At 37.3% G+C, this 19,881-nt stretch carries 19 protein-coding genes; 2 read left to right on the top strand and 17 right to left on the bottom strand.

From position 1 onward, the window contains the following. Positions 1 to 31: 31 nt before the first annotated feature. Positions 32 to 544, bottom strand: coding sequence for an LbetaH domain-containing protein (locus ABIB40_RS10090; protein ID WP_354358599.1), 513 nt, complete (start codon positions 542 to 544; stop codon positions 32 to 34). 137 nt (positions 545 to 681) lie between these two features. Between ABIB40_RS10090 and ABIB40_RS10085 the strand changes: the two genes are divergently transcribed. After that, positions 682 to 1,536: a glycosyltransferase family 2 protein gene (locus ABIB40_RS10085; RefSeq protein ID WP_354358597.1), complete on the top strand. Its 855-nt coding sequence runs from the start codon at positions 682 to 684 to the stop codon at positions 1,534 to 1,536. Between the two features lie 13 nt (positions 1,537 to 1,549). Then, on the top strand, positions 1,550 to 2,338 hold the full coding sequence (locus ABIB40_RS10080) for a glycosyltransferase family 2 protein (protein ID WP_354358595.1): 789 nt from the start codon (positions 1,550 to 1,552) through the stop codon (positions 2,336 to 2,338). Between the two features lie 337 nt (positions 2,339 to 2,675). Here the strand turns inward: ABIB40_RS10080 and ABIB40_RS10075 are convergent, their stop codons facing one another. The 16 genes from ABIB40_RS10075 to ABIB40_RS10000 all read right to left on the bottom strand — a co-directional run bounded on the left by ABIB40_RS10075 (position 2,676) and on the right by ABIB40_RS10000 (position 19,821). Continuing rightward, complete coding sequence (locus tag ABIB40_RS10075; protein ID WP_354358593.1) at positions 2,676 to 3,701, bottom strand: acyltransferase family protein; 1,026 nt, start codon at positions 3,699 to 3,701, stop codon at positions 2,676 to 2,678. Between the two features lie 211 nt (positions 3,702 to 3,912). After that, positions 3,913 to 5,013, bottom strand: a complete 1,101-nt coding sequence (locus ABIB40_RS10070) for an acyltransferase family protein (protein ID WP_354358591.1) — start codon at positions 5,011 to 5,013, stop codon at positions 3,913 to 3,915. 29 nt (positions 5,014 to 5,042) lie between these two features. After that, complete coding sequence (locus tag ABIB40_RS10065; RefSeq protein WP_354358589.1) at positions 5,043 to 5,900, bottom strand: beta-1,6-N-acetylglucosaminyltransferase; 858 nt, start codon at positions 5,898 to 5,900, stop codon at positions 5,043 to 5,045. After that, positions 5,897 to 7,093: a glycosyltransferase gene (locus ABIB40_RS10060; protein ID WP_354358587.1), complete on the bottom strand. Its 1,197-nt coding sequence runs from the start codon at positions 7,091 to 7,093 to the stop codon at positions 5,897 to 5,899. Before ABIB40_RS10060 ends, ABIB40_RS10065 begins: the two co-directional genes overlap by 4 nt. A gap of 28 nt (positions 7,094 to 7,121) precedes the next feature. After that, positions 7,122 to 8,291, bottom strand: coding sequence for a glycosyltransferase (locus ABIB40_RS10055; protein ID WP_354358585.1), 1,170 nt, complete (start codon positions 8,289 to 8,291; stop codon positions 7,122 to 7,124). A gap of 243 nt (positions 8,292 to 8,534) precedes the next feature. Continuing rightward, complete coding sequence (locus ABIB40_RS10050) at positions 8,535 to 9,812, bottom strand: O-antigen ligase family protein (RefSeq protein WP_354358583.1); 1,278 nt, start codon at positions 9,810 to 9,812, stop codon at positions 8,535 to 8,537. A 39-nt stretch (positions 9,813 to 9,851) separates the two neighbouring features. Further along, positions 9,852 to 11,996 carry an exopolysaccharide transport family protein gene (locus ABIB40_RS10045; protein ID WP_354358581.1) on the bottom strand — a complete coding sequence of 715 codons (2,145 nt, stop codon included), beginning with the start codon at positions 11,994 to 11,996 and terminating at the stop codon, positions 9,852 to 9,854. Positions 11,997 to 12,013: 17 nt separating this feature from the next. Then, the gene (locus tag ABIB40_RS10040; protein ID WP_354358579.1) at positions 12,014 to 12,694 is read right to left on the bottom strand and encodes a TolC family protein; all 681 of its coding nucleotides are present in this window, start codon (positions 12,692 to 12,694) and stop codon (positions 12,014 to 12,016) included. Positions 12,695 to 12,876: 182 nt separating this feature from the next. Then, positions 12,877 to 14,469: a beta-galactosidase gene (locus ABIB40_RS10035; protein ID WP_354358577.1), complete on the bottom strand. Its 1,593-nt coding sequence runs from the start codon at positions 14,467 to 14,469 to the stop codon at positions 12,877 to 12,879. A 447-nt stretch (positions 14,470 to 14,916) separates the two neighbouring features. Continuing rightward, positions 14,917 to 15,282 carry a response regulator transcription factor gene (locus tag ABIB40_RS10030; protein WP_354358575.1) on the bottom strand — a complete coding sequence of 122 codons (366 nt, stop codon included), beginning with the start codon at positions 15,280 to 15,282 and terminating at the stop codon, positions 14,917 to 14,919. A gap of 41 nt (positions 15,283 to 15,323) precedes the next feature. Continuing rightward, on the bottom strand, positions 15,324 to 16,088 hold the full coding sequence (locus ABIB40_RS10025) for a DeoR/GlpR family DNA-binding transcription regulator (protein ID WP_354358573.1): 765 nt from the start codon (positions 16,086 to 16,088) through the stop codon (positions 15,324 to 15,326). A gap of 128 nt (positions 16,089 to 16,216) precedes the next feature. Then, positions 16,217 to 16,561, bottom strand: coding sequence for a 50S ribosomal protein L20 (gene rplT, locus ABIB40_RS10020; protein ID WP_354358571.1), 345 nt, complete (start codon positions 16,559 to 16,561; stop codon positions 16,217 to 16,219). 79 nt (positions 16,562 to 16,640) lie between these two features. Beyond that, positions 16,641 to 16,841 carry a 50S ribosomal protein L35 gene (rpmI, locus tag ABIB40_RS10015; protein ID WP_354358569.1) on the bottom strand — a complete coding sequence of 67 codons (201 nt, stop codon included), beginning with the start codon at positions 16,839 to 16,841 and terminating at the stop codon, positions 16,641 to 16,643. A 33-nt stretch (positions 16,842 to 16,874) separates the two neighbouring features. After that, complete coding sequence (gene infC / locus ABIB40_RS10010; protein WP_354358567.1) at positions 16,875 to 17,444, bottom strand: translation initiation factor IF-3; 570 nt, start codon at positions 17,442 to 17,444, stop codon at positions 16,875 to 16,877. A gap of 23 nt (positions 17,445 to 17,467) precedes the next feature. Then, positions 17,468 to 19,393: a threonine--tRNA ligase gene (thrS, locus tag ABIB40_RS10005; RefSeq protein ID WP_354358565.1), complete on the bottom strand. Its 1,926-nt coding sequence runs from the start codon at positions 19,391 to 19,393 to the stop codon at positions 17,468 to 17,470. A gap of 176 nt (positions 19,394 to 19,569) precedes the next feature. Continuing rightward, positions 19,570 to 19,821 carry a hypothetical protein gene (locus tag ABIB40_RS10000; protein ID WP_354358563.1) on the bottom strand — a complete coding sequence of 84 codons (252 nt, stop codon included), beginning with the start codon at positions 19,819 to 19,821 and terminating at the stop codon, positions 19,570 to 19,572. Between the last annotated feature and the right edge of the window lie 60 nt (positions 19,822 to 19,881).

The raw sequence follows: 19,881 nt of genomic DNA, 5'->3' as shown, positions 1-19,881 counted from the left end.
TAAGCCAAAATTTTGGATGTTTTTTTTGCGATTAATGATTTAACAGACGTATAAATTTCGCTGGGTTACCGGCTACAACAGCGTTCGACTCAATAGGTTTTACCACTACCGAACCTGCGCCAATGGCAACATAATCACCAATAACAAGGTCGCCAATAATAACTGTATTGCAGCCAATATCCACAAAATTGCCAATTTTCGGCGCATTACCGTATAGACCATTACCAATTTGCTTTACGCCAACCGTGGTGCATTGTCTAATGTTGCAATTGCTACCAATAGTTGTTTCTGGGTGGATTACCAAACCTGTGCCATGCCAAATGGCAAAATTTGGCCCAATCGCTGTATGCCAACTCAGCTCTACGCACATAAAATACTCTACCACAACCCGATAAAACAACAAGTACCAAAAAAATAAAATTTTAGTTATTTTACGTTTAACAATCAGTTGGGATATTCTAAACAACACAACTACATACTTTCCCTTGGTTGGGTTTGCGATGTTTGCCTGCTTATCTTGAAAAATGTAGTTAATTACGCCCATGGGATTATTTCTCCAAAAATAAAGAATAAAAATCTCGAAAACACATTCGTGTTCTATTAAAAAGGCAACTACACCTTAAACAAAGCAAAAGATTAGTATTTTTACGAAATTAATTATTTTCTCACAACAGTTACTTTATGATAAAAGAACCTTCTTGGATCAGAAAATATAATTTTGGCTTTCAGCGTTTCGAGGAAATTCCACAGCAAATTTTCGATTCGATTAATCTAAAGCTGAATAAAAACCAAGTTTCGAAACCCTTGGTAACGGTACTTATTGCTGCGTGGAATGAAGAAATCAACATTCTAAAGAACATTGCAAGTCTAGCAGACCAAGTAACAGACATTCCTTTTGAAATTATAGTGGTAGATAACAATTCCAAAGACAATACCGAGAAAACGTTGGGTAATCTAAATATCCGCACGTATTTTCAAGAAATACAAGGTTGTGGTCCAGCGAGACAAATGGGCATGGAACACGCTAAGGGAAAATACATTTTATTGGCTGATGCCGACTGTGTTTACCCAAGTTGCTGGTTGGAAGAAATGATGAAGCAACTGATTAAGCCTGGGGTAGTGTGTGTTTACGGCAGATATTCTTTTATTGCCGAACAAGGGTTTCCTAGATGGAAATTATGGGCATTGGAAAAAATGAAAGATGTTATTGCAGAATTGAGACATATCAAAAGACCTTATTTAAATGCATTTGGCATTAGTATGGGCTACGTAACAGACTTTGGCCTCAAAGTCGGCTACATCATGCATAATACTAGAGGAGACGATGGTCGCTTCTGTTTCGACCTAATGCAATATGGAAAAGTAAGGCAAGTCAAAACAGACAAGGCCAGACCTTGGACGGCACCAAGAACTTTGCAACGAGATGGAAGTTTTTCACAGGCTCTGGCTTCAAGATTATCGGTTGAAACTAAAAAACTATTTTCTCTATTTACTGCACATAAACCTCACAATACTAAAAAAAGCAAGAACGAATAAAGCGAAATTTACCATGACGAATAACCAACATATTTTCGACGACATAAGTTTGCTTATTACACACTACAACAGGAGTGAATCTCTAGAGAATTTACTGGCCTCATTTCGTCGCCTATATTGTACTTTCGGTGAAACTGTGGTATCTGACGATGGAAGTAAGCCAGAGCACTTGGAAAAGTTAAGGCAACTCCAAGGTCTTTACTCATTTAAACTGATTACCACGCCAAAGAACAAAGGTTTAGGGAACAACATTAATAAAGGCCAAGACGCCGTAAGCAAAAAATACACGCTTTATATCCAAGAAGATTTCGAACCAAGTAAAAAGTTTCCAGAAAAATTAGCAGAATCTTTAACACTAATGGAGCAACATGCAGACCTAGATATGGTAAAGTACTATGCCTATTACGCTTACCCCTACTTAAAACCGTTCAATTCAAATTTCGATCGGATGTTTTTACCTGCACTTGGTTGGGATTATAGTAAAATATATGCGTATACCGATCATCCACATTTACGTAGGTCTTCTTTCTTTCAAAAATTCGGTAGATATCCGGAAGGCATAAAAGGAGACATTACCGAGTACAAGATGTGTATTTCGTTTCTCCAAAACCAGGGTCAAGGCTTATTCTATAAAGATTTTGCTAACTTATTAACGCAAAAAAATTCCGACGACGAGCCAAGCACCATGACTAGAGAAAGTTGGAAAGCAAAGCAGAACGTATTTATGAATATAATTCGCGATACTTATCGGCAGATAAAGTACAATTACGACATACATTTTATGAAAAATTTGAAGAAATAGTAGTTAGCGGGAGATATTGTTGTCACGTTCAGCCCGTCGAAACGCTTCTTATCATTCTTCGACAGCCCTTCGACAGGCTCAGGAGGACAAACGATCTATTTTTGCCAAACACTTTTTTTTTCTGGCTGTCACGTTGAGCCTGTCGAAACGCCTAAAAGAGCCCTTCGACAAGCTCAGGGTGACATAACCGAGCTTGCTCATCCCTACGTGTGGATGACTCGGATTCCTAATCAAAAAATAGCAAAGCGCTTTAAGCTGCCTTTATCGGGATTGCAAATCCCATTTTAACTGAAGTTCGAGATAGTATTGGGGAACATGTGAAAGAGCAACGATTGTATTATTTGATAACTTTTCGTTTTAGGAATACTGACGCAATTTTGGGATATATTACAATTTCCACAATGTAAGAAAAGAAAAGACAGATAAACACACCGACTATTGGATGTATGAAGTCTGGATATATTATCAAAGAAAAATGTGAAATGTAGATAGTGTAAGAAATGGGTGCAATAAAAGTAAATAAGCCGATAGTGTTGTCAAATCCCCACCAATGTATCCTTTTCCAAATTATGGCAGCAAAAATTGCAATAATAGCGAATGCAATATGCCTAAATTCTATAAACGGATGAGTTACTGACTTAAATTCAGGCGTATAATGAACATACCAATTTATTCCCATGGTTACCAAGTAGATTAACATAACAAGAAGAATATGTTTTAAATTGAACAAGGTTATTTTTTTGTCGTTTATATAAAGTTCGGCTAGCTCTACGCCGCCCCACCAAATAATCATATACATAAGTATCCGATTGACAAAAAAAGGATAAAATATGTAAGTTAAAGCAGATATTATGGCAACTGTAGAAACGATGAAAAAAGCTTTGTCTTTAAAATACCTGTTAACAAAAAAATATAACATATAAAACCACCACTCGTATGATAAAGACCAAAGCGGACCGTTGTTTAGAAAAGGGGTAACAATTACATTTGGTTTGGTTATTGCACTATCTTGCAACATTAAAAGATTTCCCAAAAGCTGTGTCCCAATATCATGATAGGTTATTTTACTAAAGGCAATATATAGAATATAGCTTAAAATAAATACTAAAATCAGCGGAATGTAAATTCGCAGAAATCTCTTTTTAAAATAAGTTTTAAAGGTTTGATCTTTAGATTTTTGAAATGAATAATGAATTACAAAGCCAGACAAAATAAAAAAGACCATCACGGCTTCTTGTCCAAATTTCAAAATCCCTTCGAACCTACCAAGATTTAAATATTCAACATCTTGTAAATGGCTGACCAACACATATACTGCTGCAAATCCCCTCAGAGATTCTAATTTCCGTAATTTTCCTTTCATATTGTTGGCGGTACAAATATATATTTGATCCAGATAATATTTTTCTTCATTTATTTAACATTACTCAGTTATATTCGAAATTTCCTCGTTACCGATTGTGTCAAATTTTTAGCAAAAAAATCATCGGAGCGGTTAGAGCCCGACTCACTAGCTAAAAAATCCTAACATACCTAATACATACAAAAATTCTTGTTCTCACTTTAAACACACATCACTCTATCTTTTTAATTACGTGATGAGATTTTACTTTAGAGAATCGCATCTCAATGTTTTTATATGTCCAAGCAGATAAAAAATAAACTGCCAAATAGTTAACCGCAAACAAGTACCAATAAGCGGTAGGCGAAAGTTTAAAAATGCGAATAAAAATTACGTTAAAAAGACTGACAAGTAGTGTGTGCGTCATATAGATGGAGTAAGAATATTTTCCCATTTTTTTGAACACAGCTACGTTATTGAGTGCTTGCGAAATATAACCCTTCTCAAAAGCAAAAACAAAAATGGATATAAAAAATAGAAGCTCGTAAACAACTCCAATCTCTTTGTAAATAGTTCCATTTACCACAAAATATATAATCAATCCTACAACAATTGCTTCTAGCGACGTAAATAAAACTTTAGATATTTCCTTCAATCTGTGATAGCTAAAATCGAAAAAATAAAGACAGACGGTACCAGTAAAGAAACCAATCAAACCACGAAGAAAACCATAATCCCAAGTATAATCTAGTTTTGTGTTTTTTGTAAATTGAAGTAAAATGAAATACGAAACAATTGCCACTAGAAAATAGGGTATAACCTTCCATCTCCCAAGTTTCAGAGAAGTGAGACCGAAGCAAACAGTAGAAAACACAATATAACTGATCCATTCCGCGCTGATAGACCAACTTACCATATTCCATCCGATGTCGTGAACGCCGGGAAATTTTACCGAATTGACCAAAAACAATGATGTAAAAAATGTAGTTGTAGAATTATCTAAAGAGTTATTGATGTGGACATGGTTTTGTAACAAGAGCTTAATACCTTCTACCAACAAAAAGACAAGTAGCATGACGAGGTGTAAAGGATAAAGTCTATAAATTCTTTTCTTTAAGAAGGTTTTCCAATCAGAAGCAGTTGCTATTTCCCTGTAAGAATAACAAATTACAAAACCACTCAAGACGAAGAAAAAATCGACAAACATGTCTGCATTTTTTATAAAGTCATTATTGATAATTGGAGTATCAGAAAAAGCACTCATGTGGTAAAAAACTACTGCACTTGCAAAAAGCCCCCTAAAAATATCGAGTACACCAAATCTATGCTTCATTTAATCTTTTTTTTCTATGTGTCCAATTCTTATTTATGTTGAACTTCATCCAATTTCGTTAAAATTTCTTCATCCACACTCATATCGAATTTCCGAGCAAATAATTTTGTCGAATTGATCAAAGTTTCAAAGTCTCCATCCTTAAAAACTATCGGATTGGCGATGCCCTCTTGCCAAGAAATTAGCCTTAAATTGTCATTAATTACGCAGTCCTTGAATGGAGAATTCATCAAAATAGTCGCAATTAAAAATTCATCTGGTGCCCAAGTATATTTCATAAACTTAAACAACTTTACCTCCTTTTGTCTAAATTTTACTAGGTATTTTGCACTATCTTCGGTAATTGTCCACCAACTCGAATCGCTGCTCCCATACATTTTTATTGGCAATGGAAATTTCCTCTTTGGCGACATCTTGTTGAGAATTTTTTGCACAAAGTACCTCCCTTTAAACTTTAAATCCGTAAAATGATATAGTTCATAGCGCGTTACGGCATGTGCCCACCAATCTTTCTTGTCTTCTTCATCATACGAAACAAAATTTTTACCTAAATGATCAGAAAAAAAATCGGCAATATGTTGCATGGGTTTTATGGGATAATCCTGTCCGCTCATTAGGCTATAAAAATCAAATCTTTCGTTAGATTCCAAAATTTCTTCTAAGGCCGTTAAATAAGCGTTCACAAAGCTAAAACCTCCCCAATTGCAAAGCGTTCTATTTTTGATAAATGTTACTCTTGGCAAGTTTTCTAAATGGAAAAATAAACTGATGTCTATTTTTTTATCTATGTGGATAAAAAAGTAAAAATCAGGATGTTCCATGGCTTTGAGCATCCGTTCTAACTGCTGCGGAAGCTTAAAAGCCGTAATTAAGGTCGCTATTTTCATAATTTGTAAAGCGTCTCCTTTGCCGCTTTATACATTAGATTTACTGAGTTTTCCCAAGTGCGCGAGCGCGCAAAAGAAATTCTAGCCAATCGTTTGGCTGAGTCATCTGTTTTTAACAACTCGGTTATACCACGTAAATAACCCTCCAAATCTTCTGCCAAGCAAACATGTTCCGCAAAACTTAACATGGTTTCTGTTTTAGTGGCAATGGTTGGCTTACCCAAGGCCAGGTATTCATCTATTTTACGTGGATAGTTACCAACGGTTAGCTCATTTAATAGTTGGGGATTAAAACAAACGTTAAAAGAGTTGATGTACAATGGCAATTGTCCCGTGGGCTTTGCTCCCAAAAAATGAACATTTTGCAATTCATGCAGGGCGCTTTTTTTGAAATCATCATCTTCTGGACCAACCAGCACTATTTGCCAGGTTGGTTTCGCTTTTGCAATTTCTGTTATGAGTTGTATATCAAGCCTAGCACTTGTTAATGCGCCCACATAACCAATAATACTTCCTTTTATCCCTTTAATGTCGCTGGCAACTGCGGAGGTATCTAGCTGATCAAACAGCTCAAAATCACATCCCTGGCCTATATTGTGCGAGTTCTGATTGTATTGTTGACAATAATTAGCCAAGTAGGCTGAATTTGCAACGCATAAATCGCTTTTAGCTATTATCTTTGGTTCGAAAGTCTTGCCGTGCTTTTTAAAATAATCGGTTGCCAACATGTTGTCTCTAGAATAATAGATGCTAAGCTCGGGTTTTAACAATTCTTTTAAATAAAGACTTCGAAACATATCACTATCATTAAATAGAATGAACGTGTCAAAATCCAAGGTTTTTAACGCCTTTTTAATCGACCTAGAAAATCTAGTGTTATTAATCTTGTTGAAAACATCAAAGAGTCCATCTAGCGGCACCCAGTTAATTGACTCGATGAGTACGTTTGGATAAAGCTGGTGCAAATTATTTGAAACCTTAACTAAACCTGATATTTTGCCCTCAATTACCTGTATCCGTTTTTGAATTTTTGGATCAGATTTTGACCTCCACTTCGTAATTCGATCTAAAGGAGGATTTACGTAGAGCACGCGGTTATGTTTTGCAAACTCTAGGGCTATATTTTTACAATTGCTTCCTATTTCGGTATCCCAAGCCTGCTGTCCAACAATAACGATGTTCTGGTTTTTCAAATCAAAAAATTTAACTAAATATATTGCTCTAATCTTTTTTCTCCTCAGAAACGACTACATGTGTAGTGGCTACCGATTTTTTATTTGCACTGCGAACATGAAGCAAAGCCGCCAATTGTAAAAAAATAAATTTAGGAATATTAACCAATGATTTATAGATTTTTTTATCGGCATGGCCATCCCAAAGCGCTATGTAAAATCCCAAAACAAATAAGGCGAGTGCAACGAACCAACAACCAGCTAAAACAGGGTTAATTAAAAGGTTAATAAACAAACACAATACCGATAAGAGCAAAAACATAAATAATGGCGGCCGAAGGAGTACAAACCCGAAGATAAATTGATTTTTATCAGCACGCATAACTCCACGCCGAAGTATCTGAAAACCAAACCTAAAGTATTTAAACCAAGTATTTATCCATCTGGCCCGTTGATTAACCAATTGTACAGAATTGGCTGTTTTCTCATCGTACACTACGGCATCCTCTGCAAAGGCAATTTGTTTGTTGCGCAGCAAGAGTTGCGCCTGCAATACTTTATCAAAGCCAGCGCCTTCTAACACAACATTTTCAAAACATGATTTATATAACGGCACAGTAAAAGCCATTCCAGAGCCGGCTAAGGTAGCAGAAGAACCTAGCGCAAATAACACCTTTCCGTCATAGAAATGATAATAATAATCACGAGCAGCATCTAGTGCAGCTAGTGTTGTAGATAATTCTTTTGATTTCCTAACCCCTTGTACCGCCTCAAAACCATTATCGAAAAAAAGGTTAAGCCGTTGTAAATAATCTGGTTCAACTAAATTATCGCTATCTATAATGGTCAACAGTTCGTGATTTCCTTTAAAATGAGAAATGGCGTAAAAATGCGATTTTACATTATTGGCCAAGGTTTCCTCCGGTCTCAAGAGCACAACTCGATCGTCAGTAAACTCCAACTTACTAATGTCACAATGATCGGCCACAATGTAAATGAGGTAATTGCTATAGTCTAACGCTAAAAGCGAGGCTACTACAGATGGAAGTAGGTCTGTTTGTTGATAGGCGGTAACAATTATGGCGTAATCATATTGCTTGCCACTTTTGTTATGCAAGCGAGGTTTCGGCACAATCTTATAAAAACAGTACAGTACAATTGGAAAAACCAACTGGTAGCCTATTAAAATTTGAAGAAAGTACCATATATAATTTACCATTCTTCTTCGGTTGAGGTTTCGTCTCTTCTATAATACTGCTTAAATCCTTTATAAAAGGCAAAGATAAAGGCAATAATTCCGGGTAATATAAAAATTCCTACAGGCATTGTGGAAGGTTATGGGTTAGTGGGTATGGGTTATGGGTTATGGGTTAATTGGGTAAAGGTTAGGGGTTAATGGTTAGTGGTTAGTGGTTAAGGGTTAGTGGTTAAGGGTTAGTGGTTAAGGGTTAAGGGTTATGGGTTAGTAGTCTATCGCCAAATTATCTATTTCCTCTACCGGATTATCGTCTAAACTTGGACTTTTGTAAATAAACACCCAAGACAAGTATACAATAATAGAAGTTGGCATAATGTTAATCACTTCATTGCCATAACAACCGACCAATATGCCAGCAAACCCAGCAGTAAGGGCAATAATCTTTAGACGCAATTCACTATTTCTTATGCTCCACGCTATGCTACAACATTTGCCTAAAATAAACATCATAATGGTAAACCAAATGGTTAACCCAACTACGCCATACATTACCCAAACCTTTACAAAATAGCTATCTGGCTGAAAAGTAGAGAGATATTTGTCGCTGTTATATAGATTACCGTTATAGCCTAAAATCCCAAGTCCTCCCCCAAACGGAAGATCGTCCATTAAAATACTTAACTGCTGTTGAGTTTCAAACCTCACGTTTAAAGATGCATCTTCTGGGTTTAAGGCACTTCGCATCCGATAGACCTGATAATTTCCATCGCCAATATGTGTAAATTTTAATACACCCAAAGCAAGGACAGCAATACAGCCGCCAACAATCAATATCTTCCAGTTTTTACTCAATAGAATGGCCACAAATGCCGCTACGAAAAAAATGAACAGTGCACCTCGGGTTCCGGAGATAAGCATTCCATACAAATTTAAGCCCGCACAGCCAAGATACAGCAACTTCTTCCAAATTTTCATTGGCGCCAACGCTAAAACCAAGGCAATTAGCCCAACATGTGCCTGTGAAGCACCGAATTGACCAGCATCACTATAGAAAGAAAATACACGTAGCCTGCCCCAAAGCAAATGGGTACTCGCATTATCCCTTAAAAAAGCAGCCTCTCCAGGAAATAAACCAATGTATAATTGTTTTAACCCATTTATGGTGGCCAAGGTAGAAAAAGCCAACACAATGATTAAAAAAACATCGAGGTCTCTTTTTGTCTTAAATACCACCAATCCCAAAATTACCATAGTTAATGGGTAGAGTGCCGTAGTTCTAATTTCGTTCAGCCAACCCATAAATGCTGCACCGGGATTTAAGACTTCTAATAAACTGACTCCAAACCATACCAGCAGTAAATAAAATAGATCGGTGTTGGTCTTCTTCCAATCGCTGCCAGGGTTTTGAACTAAAGTCGCGATAAAGATTAGCACCAAGAAAACTTCAATAAATACCCCATAAGGCAATCCACCAACCTCGCGACCTAGAAAGCCGTATGTAAAGCAATAAATAATTAAAGAGAAAAAAAGAATTCTTTGCATATTGACTATTTGCCGAGTGTGTAGATTGTAAACACTAAGTTAGGCAGTTTTGCTGTGGTCGACTTTATTTAATACCCAACCTAAAAAGCCGGGTTGGTTTTTAATGTATTTAATGTGTGGGTATTCGTGCTCGGTAACACTAGTTCCATATTCAAAAACACCAATATTTTTTTCCGTAAACAGCAACCATTCTTTGGCTATGTTAACATCCGTTAGACTGTTAATATCAATGATAATGATATCGAATTCATTACGTAGTACATCAAAACCAGCCCTTAAACTTGCAATATTTTGCACTTCTAACAAAGAATTTCGCTCGGCACTTTTGTTCATTACCGTAATCAAATCATCTGTATGGAATTCTTTTTTTACCAAAAAAGACTGAAAGGAAGTAGAGGTACTTAGTGTTTTGTCTTTCGAAGCCTCAAATGGTTGGTCTTCTGCAATCAACAGAATCTTTTTTCCAGTCATAGCGAACGCATAAGCCAAACTATAACTTAAAAATGTTTTACCCGCGTTGTTGGCTAAACTTGTTACGCCTAAAATCTTACTATCATCAGCATCCATTTTGTTTAAAATATCAAATCTGATGGATCGCAAGTGATCTCTATACAAATCGTAACCTTTATTGTTGCTTTTATCAGTCCATATATTCCGTGGAATTCTTTCGTCGCCATCAATTAAGTTAATGCTCCCCAACGTAGGAGATTTGGTTGCCAACTCTAACATTCTGCCTGTTTTGATGGAGTGATCTGTTATAAATATGCCAAAAAATATAGCTATTGTAAGGAAGAATGACCCGAGACCTGCACCCGCTAAAAAGAGTATCTTTTTAGAAGGTAAGGGATTACCAACCAAACCCATCTCGGCAATTTGTAATTTTAGACCAGTTCTTTGCTCAGTAATGTTCTTATTATACCTATCTAAAGCACCAGTATAATCTTTTGTGGCCAACTCGGCATCGCGTTCGTAATTTTGTATGTCTGCATCATAAGGCACCATACTGCTGTATTTGCCACGAAGGCTAGCCAACTCGTTGTTTATGCTGCTCATGCTGCTTTTAGCTTGCTGAATTTCTATTTGCAAACTAGTTCTTTGTTGAACTAAGGCTTGCCTAGAAGTAGTTGGATCATAAGCATTGTTATCTACACTTTGATTGCTCTTTGCACTGATCAGCTTGGTTAAAGAATCAATAGATTTCTGGTCAGCAATTTTAAACCCATTGTCTATAAAGCGCTCATTGGCAGACTGCAATTTCTTTTTAAGTGCTACAATTTCGCGATTATCAGACCTTGTACTTCCATCTACATAAACATCTCCACCCTTAAGTTTTGCATTTATAACAGACAAGGCACCCAAACTAGACTGTATCTTTTTCAGTGTTTCTGCACGTTCACTTTCGTAATTTGTAATTTGAGCAAAAACCGTTGCAGACTGTTCAGAGAGATTTAGCACACCTTTGCTTCTTTTAAAGTCTGCCAGAGCATTGTTTTTCTCATTCATAACAACTTCCTTCTTCTTTACCATAGAATCTAGCAACGCCAAAGATGTATTTTGATTAGTTAACACATCTTCTCCATAATTTCCTATAAATTCGGTAGCTAAGTTATTTACCACAAAAACAGAAAGATTAGGATTTTCAGACTTATAGTCAATGTCGATGAAATCGCTGATGTCCTGATGGGTAATGCTCAAATTCTTTTGCAGCGACTCTTGGTCATAGCCCATAGATTGCACAATGTCAAACAACCTGTACTTTCCCTTATTATCTGTGGTGGTAAGAATGTCTTTTTTAAGCAACTTCTCTCTGAAAATCCCTGCCACTTCTGTCTTTTGCGCAGCTGATAAAGAATCTAACTGCTTGCTGGGCTTTTTAAAAGCGGTTTTAGGATTTTGAAGATCGTGTATAATAAGGTTGTAAGATAAGATGTCTATGGTTCTCTTCATTTGAAGTTTATCCATAATGTTCTTAAACTGCTGACTTACCTGAAAAAAATCTACGGTCTGATCTGAAATAATCTGTTTAGACGGGTCCAATAAACCAGTGGCGATACTTGCCTCAGAACTGTATTGGTTAGGCAGGTTTTGTACCGCAAAGTAGGTAATTACAACTGCTACAATTGGAATTAGCAGAACATACCATTTATACCTACCTAAAAATTTAAAAAAAGCTTTGATATCCATTTGAAAAGAGCCCTAAACTATTTGACATCAGTTAATTTTACCCCAATCAATTCTTCTAATTGGTCTTTCGCTTTAAGAAAGTTAACCTCTGCAGTAATTTTTGAAGTACTAGATTCGGTAAGCAAAGTCCTCGATTGATTATAAGTATCTAACGTAACTTCCCCTTTTTCAAACTTATAGCGTTGGCTTTCGGCAACCCCCTTGTTATCTTGCGCGGCCTGGGTAGCGATTTTAAGTTGCGCTAAAGATTGAATATAATCATAATATCTTGCCTTAACTTCTGTGGTAAGGATAGCATCATAATCTTGTTGCTGTAATTGCGCCACCTTATAATCTGCCTTAGCTTTTTTAACCGCGAAAGGCTTCTGCAAAAAAGCTCCCAAATTCAAATTAATGCCCAATTGAAAACCGTTTACACTATAAGGGTTAACTGGGTCAATTGCAACCTTACCTTGTGGTCTGTAAATATAAGATCCGTTAAAAAGATCTAAATAAGAAAGAGATGCCATCGGTATAGCCGTTTTAATACTACTGGCTTGCTCAGCCAATATTTTCCGCTTTGGTTCATTTTGTTTTGCCAACGCGATGTATTTCTCGAGGTCGTCATATTTAACTTCTGGTATGATGCTCTCTTGCGCAAAGCTCTTAACAGCAAAAAAAGTGAGGAGTATAAGCGAAAGTTTAAATATTTTTTTCATTTTTGGGATGCTTTTATGTTTAGATTATGTCTCGGTAAAGATATGAAAACTAGCTTTAACTAGAAGATATAATTTCAATCTACTTAATTGTAAAAAAAAGTCGCCATTTCAGACTACGTTCAATTTAAAAATACACTTTTTTGTCGTGTGTTCGGCAGTTGCTTCAACCTATCCTAGCTCTCTTAAAGAACCTCTACAAATATAGGTGTCTCAGAAACTTCTATGTTTAATTTACCATTTGATATGCTTACGGTTTTAGCAAGCATTTGGTTTTTACCTATTTGCAAGGAATAAATTGTGGCTTGTTTCGAATTTCCCATATCTAACTGATAATGAGTTAATATACCTGTTTGACCTGGTGTAACAAGTACAAATATCTTTTTGCTTCCTTGTTTGTACACATCAACAATCGGGTTGTTATTGATCGTCCCGCTATAGCTAAAATCTCCGATAAGTTTTTTGGTTTGCAGAAAATAATCTGCCGATGGCCGCCGAGACCCATCTGCATTTACAAAGCCAGAAGAAGAATATTGGCTGGTAGAATTTAAATCAACATCGTCTAACATGTAAAAGATAGATTTCTTGATGCCCAACCTAGCATACAGCAATGCTGTTCTTAAATTCCAGTCTGCCTGTGTTACCTCGCTACTTTTTTTACCGATCGGGATGGCACGCTGTGGAGTTGACTTGCCAACATCGTAACCACTTTCGGTTACCCAAACTGGCATATCATTAGCCTTTTCTTTTGCCATTTTTAAAAAATCTCTCGCCACAGCGGTTAGACTTGATAACTCTGGCGCAACGCCTTCGGTCGCTTTACCCCCATGCGCATCGGCGTCGTTGGCATATAAGTGATAATTTATTACGTCAAAACACAAATCTACCTTACCATCAGGCTTAATACCGCGATACTTCCTGCACCATTCAATCATTTTCTCTACAAACTTAGGATCAGCGGTACCAAGGCCGCCCATTACCACCAGCATGGTTGAGTCCGCAGTTTTTACCCCTACATTTTCACCCAATTTCCCTTTATCGCCATCGTAAAATGCAGACATATTTGCAGCGTATTCTTCTGGACTTTGCTGCGCCTTTGCTCCCTTCCACCATTTATCACGCTCGTTGTCGCATTCGATGTATTTAATGACATTCAACCCAATTTTAACGGTGTTTTGTTTATCCTCGTGCCACCTAATAGTTGTGTCTACCAAAAGTAGACTGCTATCTATATTTTTATTGGCCCCATATCTGGCAGCTAATTGAAAGGCAGCTTTTGCCTGTAAAATGTATGATTTTGCCTTACCTCTGTCTAAACCATAAGGCGCCGGCACGTTTTCCGCATCTCTCTGGTCTTTGGGATAGGTGTTCACCAACCATTTTGGACAAGTTTTTAGGTCTATCAAAACGTTTAGTCCCGCTTCCTTCATGCGGGTATAAATCAAATCGTAATCATAACCGCCCGCATGTGTAACGCTAAAAGTATATTTACCTTTTTGTGGCTCTATTCTTACCCAATCTAAATAATGCCTAATTCCACCAAAACATTTTATCACATCGAACTTAGACTCATCTATTTTATCTGGACTATTGGGTCCAACAAAATCCCATTCGAAAGCATTTACCTCTAAGTAATTTTTAAAAGGTACGCTAGAAAGATTTTTGGGAACTGTATCTCTTAAAAAATTAGGTAGAGCGGCTTGCTTGCGAAAGCTATTGATGCCGTTACAGGCAAACGCGGAAATGCAAATTAATAAAAACACTAGTGGGTTCTTCATTCCGTTTGGTTTTGCTTGATTTCTATACAAAGAAGCTGCTAAAATCTTGGAAAAACAAACTAGATAAAAGAAAATAACTTGAATTGATGGCTCACACGCGACATGCGTGCGCCAGCTTAGGGAAATCAGATGTCAGAAATCGGAAGACGATGCTCTGTGCTCCTATTCCAAATCTCCCCCGACCCCACCTTGAAGATAAGGAGGGGAGTTTGATTTACGAAACCCTGTAGCTGTTCCTAAGTAAATGTCTGATAACTGATTGCTGATTTACAATTCGTCTGAATTTAAAAGCCAGCATCTCAAACACTCCTCCTTCTGGCCTTGGCTACCGCTTTGCTCTTTATTTACGCCTTTAAGTAAAAAACAGACTGCTTTCCACCTTGACGACGGTCAGGGTAGCTTTAGTCTTTCAGCTTTGGTCTTCGTTCTTTAACCTTGCTCCCTCGCCTAATCCTTAATCTGCGCTTTAATCCTAGCCAACACATCGTTAATATCAAATGGTTTGCTAATATAATCGTCGGCCAAGGCCTCTACGGCTTTTTGTTCGCTGTTGTTTTGGGCAGACATCACAATAATTGGAATGTGCTTGGTAAACATATCCTCTTTTAAATCTTTGCAAATCTCTGCACCATTTCCGTCTGGCAACATTACATCAAGCAAAAATAAATCGGGCATCGCGTCTTGAATGTTCCTTTTTAGATCTGCAAATGAAGAGGAAAGTTGCATTTCATATCCCTCTTCCTCTAAAAAAATCTCTATTACGTTTCTTATATCTTGATCGTCTTCTAGGATGTGTATTCTTTTCTTTTCCATTGTCGGATTTAAATTTTCAAGCGGTAAATATAACTTTTATTTTATACAACGGTAACCTTAACGCCAGCTGTTTCCAAGTGTTTTACAATCTGCGTAGAAACACCGCCATCTGTAATGATGTGGTCTATCTCCTCTATGCCGCATATTCGGCCAAAACCTTTTCGTCCGAATTTGGTAGAATCTGCCAATACAATGGTTCGTTGCGCAGATTTGACCATCTTTTTGCTTAACTGGGCCTCGGTTGCATTTGTAGTGGTTAGCCCAAACTCTAAATCTATGCCATCTACGCTCAAAAAGAGTTTGTTGCAAAAGAAATCACCAAGCATCTGCTCGGCGTAACTGCCTGTAACACTAGAGGAACTTTGCCTTAAAGAGCCCCCAAGTTGGATGATTTCTATATTGGTATCTCTGGCCAATTCCAATGCTACATTCAATGCCGATGTTAATACCGTAAGCTTAGGAATAACGGGAATGTTCTTTGCAAAAAACAGCACGGTAGTGCCGCTGTTGATTACAATAGAATCATTTTCTTTTAAAAGAACTACAGCAGCTGCAGCAATTCGTTGCTTCTCGGCCAATTGTAGCTTTTCTTTTTCGCTGAAGTGTATATCAACAGTATAAGGGTTGTTTTGGGTAGCTCCGCCATGAGTCCTAAACAAAAGGCCCTTATTCTCTAGCAGCTGCAAATCTTTTCTAATGGTAACCTGCGATACCCTCAACTCCTCACACAAATCTACCACCTGTATAAACTGATCGGTTAATAAACGATCTAAAATGAACTGGTGTCGTTCGGTTAAATTTTTCATATATATTAATCGGTGTCTTATCCCTTCTTTAAACAGAAAATTAGAAATTTTATTTTCTGAAAAAAGCTTGTTGTAACAAAAAAGAGGCCTAAAACAAAGCCTCTTTTAAGTATATTTATATGCAGCTACTATTTTACAGCATCAACCACGGCCTTAAATGCCTCTGGATGGTTCATTGCCAAATCTGCCAACACCTTACGGTTTAAACCAATTTCTTTTGAGGTTAGCTTGCCAATGAATTGAGAGTAAGACAATCCGTGCTGGCGTGCACCTGCATTGATACGCTGAATCCATAAACTACGAAATTCTCTCTTTTTAACTTTTCTATCGCGGTATGCATATTGCAAACCTTTTTCTACCGTATTTTTAGCTACAGTATAAACCTTACTTCTAGCTCCCCAATAGCCTTTGGCCATTTTAAGGATTTTCTTTCTTCTTCTTCTCGAAGCGACTGCGTTTACCGAACGTGGCATGTTTTTGTTGTTTTTTGGTAAGCGGCGTTCCTATTTTTAAAGGAAACTTTAATGCCTGATACCTGGTTAAATTAATTAATTACTTTCCGATGCAAAGCATGCGTTTCACATTTCCCAAATCGGCGTCAGATACCAGACTGGTTTGGCCTAAAGCGCGTTTACGCTTAGTGCTCATTTTGGTTAAAATGTGGCTTTTGTATGCATTCTTTCTTTTGACTTTACCTGTTCCAGTAAGCGAAAATCGCTTTTTTGAACTAGAATTGGTTTTCATTTTTGGCATAACCTGTTTTTATTATATTTATTATATGTGTATTTATTTCTTTGATACCTTAGGCGCAACGGTTAAAAACATTCGCTTGCCTTCTAATTTCGGCAAAAGCTCTACCTTGCCTATGTCTTCTAAAGCCTGTGCAAATTTTAAAAGCAATATCTCACCCTGTTCTTTGTAGACAATGGCCCTACCTTTAAAATGTACGTAAGCCCTAACTTTCTCACCGTTTTCTAAAAAGCTCATTGCATGCTTTAGCTTAAACTGAAAATCGTGTTCGTTGGTGTTAGGCCCAAAGCGAATCTCCTTAATTACAGTTTGTTTTGCATTAGATTTTATCTCCTTCTGCTTTTTCTTTTGCTCGTAAATAAACTTGCTGTAATCTATAATTCTACAAACAGGCGGCGCTGCATTCGGCGAAATTTCCACCAAATCTAACTCCTGTTCATCGGCCATGGCCAAAGCTTGTGCAAGTGGGTAAATTCCGGGTTCTACATTATCTCCAGACAAACGCACATCTGGTGCTTTTACATACTGGTTGATGCGATGCTCTGCTTCTTTCTTCTTAAAAGGTGGACGCGGCCCCCTATTAAATCCTGGTCTTCCTAATGCCAAATTTGTACTGTTTTTAGATATTACTAAATTGTTATTTCATTCATAATCATGAGGTTAAAATCGGCCAGACTCATACTCCCCAAATCTCCCACACCGTGCTTTCTAACCGAAACCTTACCCTCTTCCATCTCTTTCTCACCAATAACGAGCATATATGGAATTTTTTTTACCTCTGCGTCGCGGATTTTTCTGCCTATTTTTTCGTCACGAAAATCAATCAACCCGCGAATATCGGAATTATTTAGCTCATCCAAAACTTTTTTGGCATATTCTTCAAATTTTTCTGATATCGGCAGTATGGTAAATTGTTCAGGACTTAACCATAACGGGAAATTGCCGGCACAATGTTCTATTAGCACAGCAACAAATCTTTCCAAAGATCCAAAAGGAGCTCTGTGAATCATTACCGGTCTGTGTTTTAAATTATCGCTACCCGTATATTCTAGCTCAAAACGCTCTGGCAAGTTATAATCTACCTGAATAGTACCTAATTGCCACTTTCTTCCAAGTGCATCTTTTACCATAAAATCTAGCTTGGGACCATAAAAAGCCGCCTCACCGTACTCTATAGTGGTGTTTAAGCCTTTCTCTGCAACTGCTTCTATAATGGCATTTTCAGATAGTCGCCAATTTTCATCAGAGCCAATGTACTTATCACTTTTTGCCTTGTCTCGAAGTGAAATCTGTGCAGTATAATTATCAAAGCCCAAAGATTTAAATACGTAAAGCACCAAATCTATCACTTTCTTAAACTCTTCTTTTACTTGGCTCGGCATGCAGAACAGATGGGCATCATCTTGTGTAAACCCTCTAACGCGTGTTAAGCCATGTAATTCTCCACTTTGCTCGTAGCGATAAACGGTTCCAAATTCTGCAAATCTTACGGGTAAATCTTTGTAAGATCGTGGCTTGGTTTTATAAATTTCGCAATGGTGCGGGCAGTTCATCGGCTTTAAAAAGAACTCCTCTCCTTCTTGCGGAGTTTTTATCGGTTGGAAAGAGTCAGCGCCATATTTATCCCAATGGCCAGAAGTTACATATAAATTCTTATGCCCAATATGTGGTGTAATAACTTGCTCATAACCTGCTTTAGCTTGTGCTTTGGTTAAAAAATTAACCAAACGTTCTCTTAAAGCAGTTCCTTTTGGCAACCATAACGGCAAACCCATTCCCACTTTTTCCGAGAAAGCAAAAAGTTCTAATTCCTTGCCTAACTTTCTATGGTCGCGCTTTTTGGCTTCCTCTAACATAGCAAGATATTCTGTTAGCTCACTAGCTTTGGGAAAAGTTATCCCATAAATTCTGGTAAGTTGCTTTTTTGTTTCATCGCCGCGCCAGTAAGCACCTGCAACATTCATCAATTTTATGGCTTTGATAAAACCAGTGTTTGGAATGTGCGGGCCACGACATAAATCGGTAAAATTTCCTTGTGTGTAAAAAGTAATTTTTCCGTCCTCTAAACCATCAATTAGGTCTAACTTATACTCATCGCCTTTTTCTTCGAAATATTTAATTGCATCGGCTTTACTAACTTTTTCACGCTCAAATACCTGCTTTTGCTTTGCAAACTCGAGCATTTTGTTTTCAATGGCTTTAAAATCTTCTGAAGAAAATTCCCTTTCGCCAAAATCTACATCGTAATAAAAACCTGTTTCTATAGCAGGGCCGATACCGAATTTTGTTCCCGGATAGAGTACTTCCAATGCTTCGGCCATCAAATGCGCAGAAGAATGCCAAAAAGTAGATTTCCCCTCTGTATCGTTCCATGTTAGTAGCTTAACGGCCGCATCATTTTCGATGGCTCGAGATGAATCCCAAACTTCGCCGTTCACTTCGGCGGCAAGCACATTTCTAGCAAGACCTTCAGAAATCGATAAGGCGATACCGTGGGCAGAAACACCCTTTTCATACTGACGGACGGAGCCATCAGGTAACGTAATATTAATCATCTACAACTATGATTTGTTCTTAGTAAAAACTTCAAACGGTTAAAAAATTTTAATGTCCGCCTACAATGCGAATGATTCAAAGGTAAGGAAAATATGAGGGTTTTAAAAGCAACCTAAACGAATAAGGTGAATTATGGAAGTTTTCTTTCTGTATTTTAAAAGTATTACATTTTAAACTAAAAATTGCTAATGAAATAAATAACGCAAACCACCAATATAGAAACGAGTATAAGCACCGACCAACTTAGCACGGATTTTGTATTTTTCATTAATGCAATAAACGCAGTAACATAAGCGAAAGCCACCAGCGCAAAAAACAAGTCGATGGTTGGAATGCCGACAAAAGAATATCCGCCAGAAACGAACACTAGCAATGCAAGAAGTAAAAAGCCAAGTGCTATAAAACTGTATATTTTTGATGGTTTCATTGTTATTTGAATTTATTTTTCCTTTCGGAGCAAAATATATGTTTGACCAAGTTTATAAAC

This window comes from Pedobacter sp. UYP30, assembly GCF_040547165.1.
In the GTDB taxonomy this organism is placed as follows: Bacteria; Bacteroidota; Bacteroidia; order Sphingobacteriales; family Sphingobacteriaceae; genus Pedobacter.
Note: the sequence above shows the minus strand (reverse complement) of the source record. Positions and strands in the feature narration are given on the sequence as shown.